The sequence below is a fragment of the Daejeonella sp. JGW-45 genome, assembly GCF_029360805.1.
Classification (GTDB): Bacteria; Bacteroidota; Bacteroidia; order Sphingobacteriales; family Sphingobacteriaceae; genus Daejeonella.
Map to the genome: position 1 here is coordinate 61,598 of NZ_JARKNC010000001.1, position 13,889 is coordinate 75,486.

The window sequence follows — 13,889 nt, forward strand, 5'->3', positions numbered from 1 at the left end:
AAGAGCTGATAGCTCATAGCTGACAGCTCCTAGCTCATTTTCAACTTCTTCTGAATATCCGCAACATATCCTTTGAATTTCTTATCCGTATCAATAAGGTCGTCCACTGTCTGGCAGGCGTAAATAACTGTTGAATGATCCCGTCCTCCAAAGAACGCACCGATTGACTTAAGCGAAGTTTTAGTATGCAGCTTTGCAAGGTACATGGAAATCTGACGTGCCTGAACGATCTCCCGTTTACGGGTTTTAGACTTCACCATTTCAATTGGCACTTCAAAATACTCACAAACCAGTTTCTGAATATATTCCATCGAGATCTCTTTGCTGGAGTTCTTAATAAAGTTCTTCAGCATTGATTTAGCGAGATTAAGGTCTATCTCCTTTTTGTTCAAGGTTGACTGCGCCAAAAGCGAAACCATCGCTCCTTCGAGCTCACGGACGTTATTATCAATATTATGGGCAACATATTCTATTACCTCTCCCGGAAGCTCTATTCCATCAGAATACATCTTCTTTTTAAGGATAGCCATCCTGGTTTCCAGGTCTGGGATCTGAAGATCTGCAGACAATCCCCATTTGAATCTTGAAAGCAGTCGTTCTTCGAGTCCTGAAAGATCCTTGGGCGCTTTATCTGAAGTAATGATCAATTGCTTGCCAGACTGGTGCAGATGATTAAAGATATGGAAGAAAATGTCCTGCGTTTTCTCTTTACCTGCAAAGTTGTGCACGTCGTCCATAATAAGCACATCCATTGCCTGATAGAAATTCACAAAATCATTGATGTTGTTATTTTTAAGTGCATCAACAAACTGCTGGGTAAACTTCTCACAGGAAACATATAAAACAAGCTTGTCAGTAAGGTTCCGCTTGATCTCGTTCCCTATCGCCTGGGCGAGGTGGGTTTTTCCCAATCCGACACCGCCATAAATCATAAGTGGGTTGAATGAGGTTCCTCCCGGCTTACCCGCAACAGCGTAACCGGCCGAACGGGCCAGGCGGTTACAGTCGCCCTCGATAAAGTTTTCAAACGTATAATTCTGGTTGAGCTGAGGATCTACCTGAAGCTTTTTTAAGCCCGGAATTACAAAAGGATTTTTGATGTCTTTATTAAGCGAGATCGGCATCGGCATCGACTGGCTTTTGCCTTCTGCTCCGTTGCCATTTGATGGCATATTGGTTGTATATGGAATACTATTCGAAGACTTTTCCACAACGATGTTATATTCCAGTCTTCCTTCCTCACCTAACTGCTTTTTCACTGTCTTTCTGAGGAGACCCACGTAGTGCTCTTCAAGCCACTCGTAGAAGAACAAACTCGGCACCTGTATGGTTAACACGTTACCCTCTAGACGTAAGGCTTTTATCGGCTCAAACCAGGTCTTAAAACTCTGAGCCGGGATATTATCCTTAATGATCTGGAGGCAGTTATTCCAAACCTGTGTACAAGTTTTTTCCATATGATTTTACTAATAATCTGATTTACAACTGATGCCGTGAGAAATGTTAATAACTCTTTGGAACATCGAATATTCAGAAAAAATTCCGATTAAAAAACTAAATTTTGAAAATAGTTTTAATAGGTTGCGTATCAGAATAGTAGCTTATTTTTTCACTATTTTTTCGCTGAAAAATAAAATCAATCCTGCCCAGATTTATACCCGCAAATCCAACCTGATTTACGAGCGTTTCTACCCCCTTTAAATTCCTTATTGAGTCTGGTTTCTGCAAAAAGGTATGGGTATGCCCGCCGATGATCAGATCGATAAAATTTGTGTTCTTAGCCAGCACCACATCGGAGACTTTCTTACTATCATATTTGTATCCCAGATGCGATAAACAGATGACGATATCACAGTTCTGATCAAGCTTAAGAAACCTCTCCGTTTTCAGCGCTGTCTCTACCGGATCCAGGTAAAGTGTATTGCCATATTGCTGCTTATTTACCAATCCGGTGAGTTCTATACCCAATCCAAAAACTCCGATCTTTATTCCGTCCTTCCTGAATATCTTATACGGCTGGGTTTTACCACTCAAAACAGTATCTGAAAAATCATAATTGGTGTTAATGATAGGGAAATTTGCATGGGGTAATTGTTTGCTAAACCCCTCAATGCCGTTATCGAAGTCATGGTTGCCCATAATACCAGCGTCATAGGCCATCATGCTCATCATTTTCAACTCCAGTTCACCGCCGTAAAAGTTAAAATAAGGGGTTCCCTGGAAAATATCACCCGCATCAAACAACAGAACATTCTTTTCTTCACGTCGAATTGTGTTAATCAACGCAGACCGCGCCGCTACACCACCCATTCCCTGGTTACGGGAACCATCCATCGGAAATGGTTCAATCCTGCTGTGTACATCGTTTGTATGAAGGAATGCCAGTTTAACCAGGTCGTCCTTTGCATACAGGCTTCCAGGTGTTATTCCTAAGGCCAGCAGCGCTGCACCCGCAGCGGTACCTTTGATGAACTCTCTCCTATTCCACTTTGATTCGGCCATCACGTTGAGGATTTAGCATTCTACCTTCATTCGTCTGATGCTGCAAGTAAATAATTAAAGCATCCCGTAGTTTAAGATCGTACTCTTTGCGGTCGGTCGACTTAAGAAATATTTCTCCCCCATCGCCGCCATTTGCCATATAATCGGAGGTCAGCACGGTGTAGCTCCTCGCCGGATCAAAAGCCTGTCCATTGATTTTAATATCGGCCGCCTTTTTATTCCTAATGATGTAACTCGCTCCCGAAATAGGATCGCCGCCCATTGCAGCCATATAATCAAAGAACGAAAGCATGTCAGGCCCTGAAAACTTAACCGTAGTGATCAGGTTCTCAAATGGCATAAGTTCATACACTTTAAACAATGGGATATTACCTTTAGGAAGAGGAACGCGTAAGCCACCGTAATTCGTATAGGCCAGATCAAAATCAATATTCCTGGACTTTCCTGCTGCAAACATGGCATCCGCCATTAAGTTATTAAGCGGGCCCTCCGGGCGGCTCTTTACGATTTCAACTGCTGATACGGCTATGATACCGTTGAGAAGTGAATCTACGCGCTTTTTATATGGAAGGTAATACTCGATGATCTTTTCATCCTTAGGACGATCAGAAGATATGGGATACTGGTTTTTCTCGGAGCCGGTTAAACGTAGCTTTGGTGAGCATGAAAACATCCCCAAAATGATCAGGTATGCCAGAAGATTCCTTTTAGCCAGGCTCAGTTTACGATAATTCATCCTTTAATATTCGCCAAATTCATTTCTCAATACGTCTGAAATTTCGCCAAGCGTTGCATACGCTTCGACCGCTGCGAGTATGAAAGGCATAATGTTGCTGCCGCTTTTTGCAGATATGGCTAGATTCTCCAGCGCTACCTTAACTTGTGCATTACTTCTTTCCGCCTTCAACAAGTTGAGTTTGTCAATCTGTACTTTCCGGATAGAATCGTCCACGCGGAAAACTTCCGGGCCAATGCCTTCCTTATCCTTATCCTCATACTTATTTACACCTACTAACGTTCTTTCTCCGCTTTCAATATCATTTTGGTATTTATACGCTGAACCTGCTATCTCATTTTGAATATAACCCTCTTCAATAGCGCTCACTGACCCGCCTTTGGCGTCTATAATATTTATATACTTCCATGCGGCCTGTTCCATTTCATCCGTGAGCGCCTCCACAAAATAAGACCCTGCTAAAGGATCTACCGTATCAGCCACCCCGCTTTCAAAAGCGATTATCTGCTGGGTTCTTAATGCAACTTTTGCAGCAGCTTCTGTAGGCAAGGAAAGGGCTTCATCGTAACCATTGGTGTGAAGAGACTGGGTTCCGCCCAGGACAGCGGCCATAGCCTGGTTCGTAACTCTTATAATATTATTCAGTGGCTGCTGCGCAGTCAGGGTCGACCCTCCGGTTTGCGTATGAAACCGAAGCTTTTGCGCGCCGGAATCAGTTGCACCCAGGGATTTCGTTATTTCAGCCCACATTCTTCTCGCAGCCCTGAACTTTGCTATCTCTTCAAAGAAATTATTATGGCAGTTAAAAAAGAAAGATAAGCGCTTTGCGAAAACGTTAATGTCCAATCCTTTATCGATAGCAGCCTGTAAATATGTTTTGCCATTAGCCAGCGTAAATGCAAGCTCCTGAACGGCTGTAGAACCTGCCTCCCTGATGTGATATCCTGAAATAGAGATTGTGTTCCACTTTGGAACTTCCTTGCTGCAATATTCAAAAACATCCGTTATCAATCTCATAGATGCTTGCGGAGGAAATATATACGTCCCCCTGGCGGCATATTCTTTGAGGATATCATTTTGTACAGTTCCCGAGATCTGAGTAAGGTCAGCTCCCTGTTTCCTGGCCAGGCTTATATACATAGCAAGCAAGATAGGCGCCGTAGCATTTATTGTCATTGAACTGGTTACCTTCTGAAGATCAATCCCTTCAAACAAAGTCTCCATATCTTTTAACGAGTCGATAGCCACACCAACTTTACCGACTTCTCCTTCAGACATCTCATGGTCTGAATCATAACCTATCTGTGTGGGCAGATCGAATGCAACTGAAATACCCGTTGTGCCCTGAGACAGGAGGTAGTGATATCTCTTATTTGACTCCTCCGCGGTAGAAAACCCTGCATATTGGCGCATGGTCCACATCCGGCCACGGTACATATCTTTTTGTATTCCCCTGGTGTAAGGAAACTCGCCGGGTTGTTCCAGGGTTTTCGGCTCAGAGTAAACGTCCCTGATCTCTATTCCTGAGGTCGTGCGTATGTTCTTCTCTCCCATATCATTAAAATAATGCCTGTACGTCTTGCTTTACGATATTCAAAGCAACGTCATAAGGATTTTCGGAATCAAGATGGGCTAAATGACTTAATACAGACTTACTTAGATCTGCAGCCGTTGCGTGTTCAGGGAGGGCGCTTGTTGCGCTGTTAATAATAGTTATAGTATCGTCCTTAATCTTTTTGACCACATTCCAGGTCGTTTGGCTAACATAGATCTGTTGTGAAATATTGTGCTGATACTCGGCTTTTATATCAGCAATAATAATATTTTGCATTTCCTTCGCGCTCATACCCGGCACGTGGAGCCTCAGAAGCATGTTCGCCGGATTTATTCGTTCAAGAAATAAGACTGTTCTTTCATAAGCCTGAAGTCTAAGCGGCAAGATCTGCTTAAGGCTTTCCTTTTTCAATTCAATCATTCTGAAATTAAACCGTTTGTCCAAATAGCCCTTTATAAAGACCCAGCCGGCGAAGAATACGATGAGACCTGCGACGGCAAATTTTAAGATATCGAGAAGGTATAGTGTGGAATTCATGGATGCTGTGTTTGTTAGCGGATGGTCAAAAAGCCGTTGGCCCGAACAAAAGTGAGCAATTTCACGTATATTTGTATATCATTTTAAAAGAAATAATGAGTACAGAAACTGCAACTGCGACAGCTCCCGTGACATTGACGGACGGAGCAAAGAAAGAAATAAAAAAGCTTATACAGCAGCAGGAGCTCGGTGAAGACTATGGCCTGCGTTTGGGTGTTGAAGGCGGGGGGTGTGCTGGCATGAATTATATTTTAGGCTTCGATCAGCAAAAAGAAGGAGACCAGGTCTATTCAATAGACGGGATAAGAATTTTCATGCATAAAGCACATGGGCTTTATCTGGTTGGCATGGAAGTAGACTTTCAGGATGGACTGAATGCGCGTGGCTTTACGTTCAGCAATCCCAATGCAAGCAGCACTTGCGGATGCGGCACATCCTTCTCAGTCTAAAAAATAATAAATTGTAACATTTTGCAAAGTCCTGCTGTCAAACCTGCAGGACTTTTTTATATTTATACTATGGCTGCAAAGATGAGTTACTCTGAAAATGTCAAGGTTGCTATGCAATCTGTCAAGGGTAACAAACTCCGCACATTTTTAACTGCCATTATCATTGCGATAGGGATCACTGCATTGGTAGGGATCCTGACTTCCATTGAAGCCATAGAGGGCTCTTTAAATGATACGTTTTCAAGCATGGGTGCAAACTCCTTTACCATCCGCAACCGAGGCATAGGAATCCGCATTGGTGGTGGTGGGCAGCGTCCCAAAAGGTATAAAGCTATAGATTACCGGCAGGCAGTTGAATTCAAAAATAACTTTAATTTTCCTGCGATGATATCCGTCAACGTATTTGCCTCTTTTGGAGGAACGGTTAAATACGGCAACGAAAAAACTAATCCTAATATTTCAGTACTGGGCGCCGATGAGAATTATCTCCCATCAGCAGGGTATAAACTGGCTGCCGGGCGTAATTTTTCACAGACGGAATTAGAATATGGCAGCAGTGTTGTTATAGTGGGAGATGAAATAAAAACCAGGCTATTCCCGGGATCTGATCCGATAAATAAGATCATTCACATCGGAAGCAACAAATTCCGGATCATAGGCGTACTGGCGGCTAAAGGATCTAGCGTTGGTTTCGGCGGAGATAAAATTTGTGTAGTGCCCTTATTACGCGCTAAGCAAATAATGACCATTACCAATCCTTCTTACACCATTTCGGTAACAGCCGACGACCCCGCGCAAATGGAAGGCGCTATTGGCGAAGCTACAGCTCTGTTCAGAAACGTCAGAAACCTGAAAGTTGGTGATGAGAACAACTTTGAAATCACTAAGAGCGATGCTATTGCTCAAACCTTTATTGACAATTTGAAATACGTGCGCTGGGGCGGTATTGTGATCGGAGCCATAACCTTGATCGGTGCCGCTATCGCTTTAATGAATATCATGATCGTATCTGTCACCGAGCGGACCCGCGAAATTGGGATACGTAAGGCAATAGGAGCTACGCCGATGGTGATCCGGCGACAATTTCTTATCGAAGCGATAGTAATCTGCCTGATGGGTGGCTTAACAGGAGTGTTTCTGGGGATCCTGATAGGCAACCTGCTCTCGATGGTGATGGGCGGTTCATTTATTATGCCTTGGGCATGGACTTTCCTGGGTCTGACCTTATGTATTGGTGTTGGTTTGGTATCAGGTCTTTACCCAGCCGTAAAAGCGTCAAAATTAGATCCTGTAGAATCGCTACGGTACGAATAACAAGAAAGTTCTTACTTACCGGAGCCCTCGCGATCGTTATACTGCGTTGCATAGTACGATTGGTAGTCTCCCGAAGTAACCTGTTGCAACCATTTCTCGTTCTGAAGGTACCAGTCAACCGTTCTTGACAAGCCCTCTTCAAACTGAAGGCTGGGCGTCCAGTTTAAATCGTTTTGAAGTTTTGACGAATCAATAGCGTAACGCTGATCGTGCCCGGCACGATCTGTCACAAAGGTGATCAGCTTCTCGGAAGTTCCCGGATCACGGCTTAGTTTCCCATCCATGATCTTGCATAATAATCTAATCAGATCTATATTTTTCCACTCATTATGACCTCCCACATTGTACGTGCTTCCTGAAGCAGCATGGTGAAAAATTACATCAATGGCACGCGCATGGTCCTCCACCCATAGCCAATCGCGAATATTCTCTCCTTTCCCGTAAACAGGTATAGATTGAAAATTCTTGATATTATTGATCGCCAGCGGGATCAGCTTTTCTGGAAAATGATACGAACCGTAATTATTTGAACAATTTGAGATCACTGTATCAATTCCGTAAGTATCATGATAGGCTCTGACAAAATGATCGGAGCTCGCCTTTGAAGCTGAATAAGGACTATGGGGATCGTACGAGGTATTTTCAGTGAATAAGCCCTCGTCTCCGAGACTTCCATAGACCTCGTCAGTAGAAACATGATAAAAACGATGTCGTTCGAATTCACCCTCCCAACTGGCCTTTGCCGCGTTCAACAAATTAACAGTACCGACGACATTTGTAAGGACGAATTCCAGGGGATTGCTTATCGAACGATCCACATGAGACTCCGCGGCAAGGTGAATAACAGCATCGATCTTCTCCGTGTTAAACAATTCACTGATAAAGCCGGAATCTACAATATCACCTTTAATAAAACGATAATTAGGTTTATCCTCAATATCTCTCAGGTTTAAAAGGTTCCCGGCGTATGTTAATTTATCCAGGTTTATGATCTCATATTCCGGATAGGAGTTTACAAAACGCCGGACCACATGTGAGCCGATGAAGCCCGCACCACCTGTAATTAAAATCTTCTTCATTATTTGATGATCGAGCTATTCTATTCGAATGGATTTTGCTTTATATAGTTTTCCCAGGCCCAGGCAGAGCTCATCATCTCATTGAGACCTAAGCCAGCTTTCCACGCAAGCTCTTTTTCTGCTTTAGTCACATCGCCATAGATCTTTTCTATGTCTCCGCTTCTGCGTGGTCCAATTTCATAATTTAATTTAACACCCGTCACCTGTTCAAACGACTTTATAACTTCGAGAACGGTATGTCCCTGCCCTGTTCCAATATTGAACACATCGAATGAACCGCCCGCAGCTTTAGCCTCCATATTTTTCAACGCCGCGATATGGGCTTTTGCGAGATCAACAACGTGTATATAATCGCGAATACATGAGCCGTCAGGAGTATTATAATCGTCACCAAAAACAACAATCTTACCTCGTTTACCGATAGCAGACTGAGTGATAAAAGGAACGAGGTTTTGGGGCACACCTATCGGAAGTTCGCCGATAAGCGCCGACGAATGCGCACCCACCGGGTTGAAATATCTTAAGGCTGTTGCATTAAGATTATTATTTACAGACGAGAAATCCCTCAGTATTTCTTCAGAAATCTGTTTCGTATTACCGTACGGCGATTCTGCGTCCTTTATTCTTGCCTGCTCATTTACAGGCAAATTATCCGGTTCGCCGTATACTGTACAACTGGATGAAAAAACAAAGTCGATCTTCTTACCGGCAAAGGTTTCAAGCAATCCTATAAGTGAATAGATGTTATTCCGGTAATATTTCAGGGGTTCACTTACTGATTCACCGACGCTTTTAAATGCAGCGAAGTGAATAATGCCACTGATATCAGGGTGCAGCTCGACAAGATTCTTGACATTTTTCTCATCACAAAGGTCAACATTCAAAAATTCAGGAGTTCTGCCTGTGATTTTCTCAATTTGCCTGATTATACCTGAATTTGAATTGCTTAAATTATCTGCAATCACCGGCTCGTAACCGGAACTTATTAGTTCCACAACAGTGTGCGAACCTATATAGCCAGTGCCGCCTGTAACCAGAATCTTTTTCCCAGCCATTATTTATTATTATAATAAGTAAAATCCTTGTGTTTAATTTCTTGCTCTGGCAATGACTTGAAATATTCATAAGTGATCTTCAAACCTTCAGCCCGGCCAACTTTCGGTTCCCACTCTAAAAGCTGCCTGGCCTTGCTGATATCCGGCCGCCGTTGTTTAGGATCATCGGTCGGCAGCTCTTTATATATCATCTTTTGCCTGGTGCCGGTAAGTTTGATAATCTCTTCGCCAAACTCACGAATTGTGATCTCATCGGGGTTACCAATATTTACCGGAAGCGCATAATCTGAAAATAACAAGCGATAAATACCTTCCACTAAGTCGTCAACATAGCAAAAAGAGCGTGTTTGAGATCCATCGCCAAAAACTGTCAAATCTTCTCCTCTCAGCGCCTGGCCTATAAACGCTGGCAGAACCCTTCCGTCATTCAATCGCATGCGTGGCCCGTAAGTATTAAAGATCCTCACTATGCGCGTTTCAAGGCCATGAAATGTGTGGTATGCCATCGTCATCGCCTCCTGAAATCTTTTCGCTTCGTCATAGACGCCTCTGGGACCGACTGGATTGACATTCCCCCAATATTCTTCCGGTTGAGGATTAACGGTGGGATCACCATAGACTTCAGAGGTCGAAGCGATCAAGATCCTGGATTTCTTGGATCTGGCCAATCCCAGCAAATTATGTATTCCCAGGGAGCCGACCTTCAGGGTCTGAATAGGAATTTTCAAATAATCAATTGGACTTGCGGGAGAAGCAAAGTGAAGGATATAATCTAACGGCCCGGCAACAAATACGAACTTCGAAACGTCATGATTATAAAATTCGAAGTTTTCAAGCGAGAACAAATGTTCAATATTGCGAAGGTCGCCTGTGATCAGATTGTCCATTCCGATCACATAAAAACCTTCCCTGATAAAACGATCGCATAAATGAGATCCCAGGAAGCCGGCAGCACCGGTAATCAATATGCGTTTCCCTGGTTTCATTTGTCAATAGTTTTCCGGCCTATACTGTTATAATAATAACCACAATCAATCATCTTCTGAAGATCATATAAGTTTCGCCCGTCAAATATGACCCGGCTTTTCATAAGTGAACTCATCCGGTCGAAATCCGGTGTTCTGAATACAGACCATTCAGTAACAATTATCAATGCATCGGCATCTTTTAGAACATCGTACTGATTTTGTCCATAGTTGATCGTGTCGCCCTGAATCTTTCGTACATTCTCCATAGCTTCCGGGTCAAATACACTGAGGATTGCACCCTCTTTAAGCAGTTCCCCGATAATATACAAAGCCGGGGCTTCCCGGATATCATCGGTTTCAGGCTTGAATGCCAGTCCCCAAATCGCGATCTTCTTCCCCTTTATCTCATTGTTGTAATATTTCCTCATCTTCTCAACCAGGAGAGTCTTCTGCGAATCGTTAACATTCATCACTGATTCCAGAATCTTAAAATCATAGTTATTTTCTTTAGCCGACCTGGCTAAAGCCTGAACATCTTTTGGGAAACAGCTCCCTCCGTAACCAACTCCCGGGAAAAGAAACCTTTTCCCAATTCTCTCGTCGGAACCGATCCCCCGCCGCACTGCGTCCACATCAGCGCCTACCAACTCACAGAGGTTAGCTATTTCATTCATGAACGTGATCTTAGTAGCTAAAAAGGAGTTAGCGGCATATTTCGTCAATTCCGACGAGCGGGTATCCATAAATATGATTGGATTACCTTGCCTCACGTATGGTCCGTACAACTCAGTCATAAGTTTCTGAGCGGTGGGGCTATCGGTACCAACCACAACCCGGTCCGGCTTCATAAAATCGTCTACGGCAACCCCTTCACGAAGAAATTCAGGATTTGAGACAACATCCACTTCTATTGCGGAATTTTCCTTGAAAACTTTAACAACCTTATCCGCCGTTCCGACCGGTACGGTTGATTTAGTTACGATAACCTTATAGTCTTTAATCAGCCCGGCTATATCTTTCGATGCTCCAAGAACATAACTCAGATCCGCAGCACCATCCCCATCAGGTGGAGTAGGAAGTGCAAGGAAAATGACTTTAGCATCTTCTACAGCATCGGCCAGCTTGGTGGTGAAGCTTAATCGCCCCTGCTCGATATTCCTGTGAAACAATAAGTCAAGGCCAGGTTCATAGATGGGCAATTTATATGCCTTCATCATCTTCACCTTTTCTTCGTTTATATCAACGCAAACAACCGAATTACCCGTTTCAGCCAGGCAGGTGCCTGTTACTAAACCAACATACCCGGTACCAACTACAGCGATCTTCATTTATATTTTAATCTCTAATAAAGTATTTAACCTATCTTCGACGAAGATAAGAATTAAGTTTCAAAATGCTTTTTTTGTACGATTTAGGTGTTCATGTATATCGCTTTGTTATCGGATTGGCATCCTTAAAAAACAAAAAAGCGGCAGCATGGATTAACGGGAGGAAAGATCTTTTATACCATATCGGGAATCAATTACCGGCTCACGAAAATCGTGTATGGTTTCATTTCGCGTCCCTCGGTGAATTTGAACAGGGGAGACCGGTGTTGGAAGGAATAAAAATAAAACATCCGGGAATCTCTATAGTAATCACTTTTTTCTCGCCCTCCGGCTATGAGGTCAGGAAGGATTACAAACTTGCTGAGCACGTATTTTACCTCCCCTTAGACACGCAAAAAAATGCCAGTGAATTTATCACGTTAATAAATCCTGCATTTGCTGTTTTTACAAAATATGAATATTGGTATCATTACTTTGCAGAACTTCAGCAAAAAGAGATCCCCCTATTTATCGTTTCGGGCATTTTCAGGAAGAATCAGCCTTTCTTCAAATGGTACGGGAGCCTGCATCGCAGAATGCTTCACATGGTTTCACATTTCTTTGTCCAGAATGAAGCAAGTAAAGAGCTTCTAAACACGCTGGGATTAACAAATGTTACTGTAACCGGAGACACGCGTTTCGACAGGGTAGTGAAAAATTCGAACCAGCCGGTACCTGTACCGGAGGTGGGCAAATTTTGCAGGAATAAAAAGACGTTCATCGCTGGCAGCACCTGGCCGGAAGATGAGGCTTTGCTAGCCTCGCTGACTGCGGATAATCCTGATTGGAAATTTATTGTCGCACCTCACGAAACCCACAATGAACATATCCTCCAGGTAGAAAAAATATTCCCAAATTCGGTTAAACTATCGGAAATTAAAACGCATGACACGAACAAACAAGTTCTTATAGTTGATAGTATAGGATTGTTGTCCAATCTTTATCAATATGGCGATATAGCCTATATTGGCGGAGGGTTTGGCGTTGGGATTCATAATACCCAGGAAGCGGCAGCTTTTGGCTTACCCGTAATCTTCGGACCTAATTTCAACAAATTTCAGGAAGCTGTAGACATGATAGAGCTCGGTTCGGCCTTTTCCATACAAAACTCAGCGGATCTCTTAAAACGTATGCAATATTTAACCGACGATGGCGTCAGGCTAAAAGCAGGCCGGATAGCTAAAGATTATATCCTAAAAAATGCAGGTGCTACGGATATTATTCTTGAGCACCTCGAAAATAAAGGATTCTTCCGCTAAGACTTCGCCATCCGGGCAAGAGCCTCTATCCAAAGTGGGTGCTCGTTGAGACTCTCAACCAGTTGAACATGCTCTCCGCCCATTTCCTTGAATTCCTCATGATACTCAACCGTTATCTCGTATAACGTCTCAAGACAGTCAGCTACAAAAGCCGGACTAAATACGAGAAGCCTCTTTTTCCCTTCGGAAGCAAGTTTCTTAAGAACATCAGTTGTATAGGGTTGAACCCATGGCTCTTTACCCAAACGGGATTGAAAGCAGATAGAGTAATTGTCTTTTGAAATATTAAGCTTTTCGGCGATCAGCCGGGCTGTTTCGTTGGATTGCGCCAGATAGCTAAATTGATTGGCATCTGTGAGTTCAAAGCTGAGGCTTTCTTCCCTGCTCTCATTTTTAGGCGGGTATGTCGATTTCACGATCTGCCGCTCAGGCAGGCCATGAAAGCTAAAAAGTATGTGATCATAGGTTTCCGGCTGATACTTCTTCCCATTTTCAGCAAACACCCTAATCATTAATTCATCATCATAGAACGAATTAATAAAAGATATTGGAGGGATCGTAGGCCATTTTGCTACTATCTCCATTATCTTCTGAATAACAGATCCAGTACTTGCTGAAGCATACTGCGGGAACAAGGGCAGCACTTTTATGCTGGATACCCCCGATGCTTTTAAACGTTCGAGCGCCGATGATATAGAAGGATTCTGATAACGCATCGCTAATTCAACCTGGTATTCGTCCCCGAGCTTTTCCTGTAGTAAAACCTGCTGCCGAACACTGTAATACAAAAGCGGCGAGCCGTTCTCATCCCATATCTCTTTGTAAAGCTTAGCGGTTTTTGGACTCCTAAAAGGAACGATTAAACCCCTTACCAAAAGTGTTCTGTTAAAGGCGGGAATATCGATCACCCGCTCGTCCATTAGAAATTCGTCGAGGTATTTTCTCACATCTGCAGTCGACGGACTATCGGGTGTGCCTAAATTAACAAGTAAAACGCCTTTTTTATTCATATGCTTTAAAGAACGCCAAAGATAGTCTTGACAGCTTTCATAAAGAAATCCTTCCTCC

At 43.2% G+C, this 13,889-nt stretch carries 13 protein-coding genes; 3 read left to right on the top strand and 10 right to left on the bottom strand.

Annotated elements, in window-relative coordinates:
* Positions 1-29: 29 nt before the first annotated feature.
* From dnaA to P2W76_RS00315, 5 genes are all read right to left on the bottom strand, one after another.
* Positions 30-1,457 (bottom strand): chromosomal replication initiator protein DnaA, encoded by a 1,428-nt coding sequence (gene dnaA / locus P2W76_RS00295; RefSeq protein ID WP_276345432.1) that lies wholly within the window; start codon positions 1,455-1,457, stop codon positions 30-32.
* Between the two features lie 97 nt (positions 1,458-1,554).
* Complete coding sequence (locus tag P2W76_RS00300; RefSeq protein WP_276345433.1) at positions 1,555-2,502, bottom strand: metallophosphatase; 948 nt, start codon at positions 2,500-2,502, stop codon at positions 1,555-1,557.
* Positions 2,480-3,238, bottom strand: coding sequence for a 5'-nucleotidase C-terminal domain-containing protein (locus P2W76_RS00305; protein WP_276345434.1), 759 nt, complete (start codon positions 3,236-3,238; stop codon positions 2,480-2,482). Before P2W76_RS00305 ends, P2W76_RS00300 begins: the two co-directional genes overlap by 23 nt.
* Positions 3,239-3,241: 3 nt before the next feature.
* Positions 3,242-4,792, bottom strand: coding sequence for a methylmalonyl-CoA mutase family protein (locus P2W76_RS00310; protein WP_276345435.1), 1,551 nt, complete (start codon positions 4,790-4,792; stop codon positions 3,242-3,244).
* Positions 4,793-4,796: 4 nt separating this feature from the next.
* A complete protein-coding gene (locus tag P2W76_RS00315; RefSeq protein WP_276345436.1) occupies positions 4,797-5,330 on the bottom strand; it encodes a hypothetical protein in 534 nt (177 codons plus the stop codon).
* Between the two features lie 95 nt (positions 5,331-5,425).
* Between P2W76_RS00315 and P2W76_RS00320 the strand changes: the two genes are divergently transcribed.
* On the top strand, positions 5,426-5,779 hold the full coding sequence (locus P2W76_RS00320) for an iron-sulfur cluster assembly accessory protein (RefSeq protein ID WP_276345437.1): 354 nt from the start codon (positions 5,426-5,428) through the stop codon (positions 5,777-5,779).
* A gap of 69 nt (positions 5,780-5,848) precedes the next feature.
* Positions 5,849-7,093 (top strand): ABC transporter permease, encoded by a 1,245-nt coding sequence (locus P2W76_RS00325; RefSeq protein WP_276345438.1) that lies wholly within the window; start codon positions 5,849-5,851, stop codon positions 7,091-7,093.
* 11 nt (positions 7,094-7,104) lie between these two features.
* On the opposite strand, the gene rfbB is transcribed toward P2W76_RS00325, so the two are convergent.
* Genes rfbB through P2W76_RS00345 form a run of 4 tightly spaced genes read right to left on the bottom strand, consistent with a single transcriptional unit; the run spans position 7,105 to position 11,523 of the window.
* Positions 7,105-8,172: a dTDP-glucose 4,6-dehydratase gene (gene rfbB, locus P2W76_RS00330; protein WP_276345439.1), complete on the bottom strand. Its 1,068-nt coding sequence runs from the start codon at positions 8,170-8,172 to the stop codon at positions 7,105-7,107.
* Positions 8,173-8,192: 20 nt separating this feature from the next.
* On the bottom strand, positions 8,193-9,227 hold the full coding sequence (gene galE / locus P2W76_RS00335) for a UDP-glucose 4-epimerase GalE (protein ID WP_276345440.1): 1,035 nt from the start codon (positions 9,225-9,227) through the stop codon (positions 8,193-8,195).
* Positions 9,227-10,213 (bottom strand): UDP-glucuronic acid decarboxylase family protein, encoded by a 987-nt coding sequence (locus P2W76_RS00340; RefSeq protein ID WP_276345441.1) that lies wholly within the window; start codon positions 10,211-10,213, stop codon positions 9,227-9,229. The genes galE and P2W76_RS00340 overlap by 1 nt, the downstream gene beginning before the upstream one ends.
* A complete protein-coding gene (locus P2W76_RS00345) occupies positions 10,210-11,523 on the bottom strand; it encodes a UDP-glucose/GDP-mannose dehydrogenase family protein (RefSeq protein WP_276345442.1) in 1,314 nt (437 codons plus the stop codon). Before P2W76_RS00345 ends, P2W76_RS00340 begins: the two co-directional genes overlap by 4 nt.
* Before the next feature lie 65 nt (positions 11,524-11,588).
* Here P2W76_RS00345 and P2W76_RS00350 point away from each other — a divergent pair, with 65 nt between their 5' ends.
* Positions 11,589-12,821 carry a glycosyltransferase N-terminal domain-containing protein gene (locus P2W76_RS00350; protein ID WP_276345443.1) on the top strand — a complete coding sequence of 411 codons (1,233 nt, stop codon included), beginning with the start codon at positions 11,589-11,591 and terminating at the stop codon, positions 12,819-12,821.
* On the opposite strand, the gene hemH is transcribed toward P2W76_RS00350, so the two are convergent.
* Positions 12,818-13,831, bottom strand: coding sequence for a ferrochelatase (hemH, locus tag P2W76_RS00355; protein ID WP_276345444.1), 1,014 nt, complete (start codon positions 13,829-13,831; stop codon positions 12,818-12,820). The two genes, P2W76_RS00350 and hemH, sit on opposite strands and share 4 nt — an antisense overlap.
* Between the last annotated feature and the right edge of the window lie 58 nt (positions 13,832-13,889).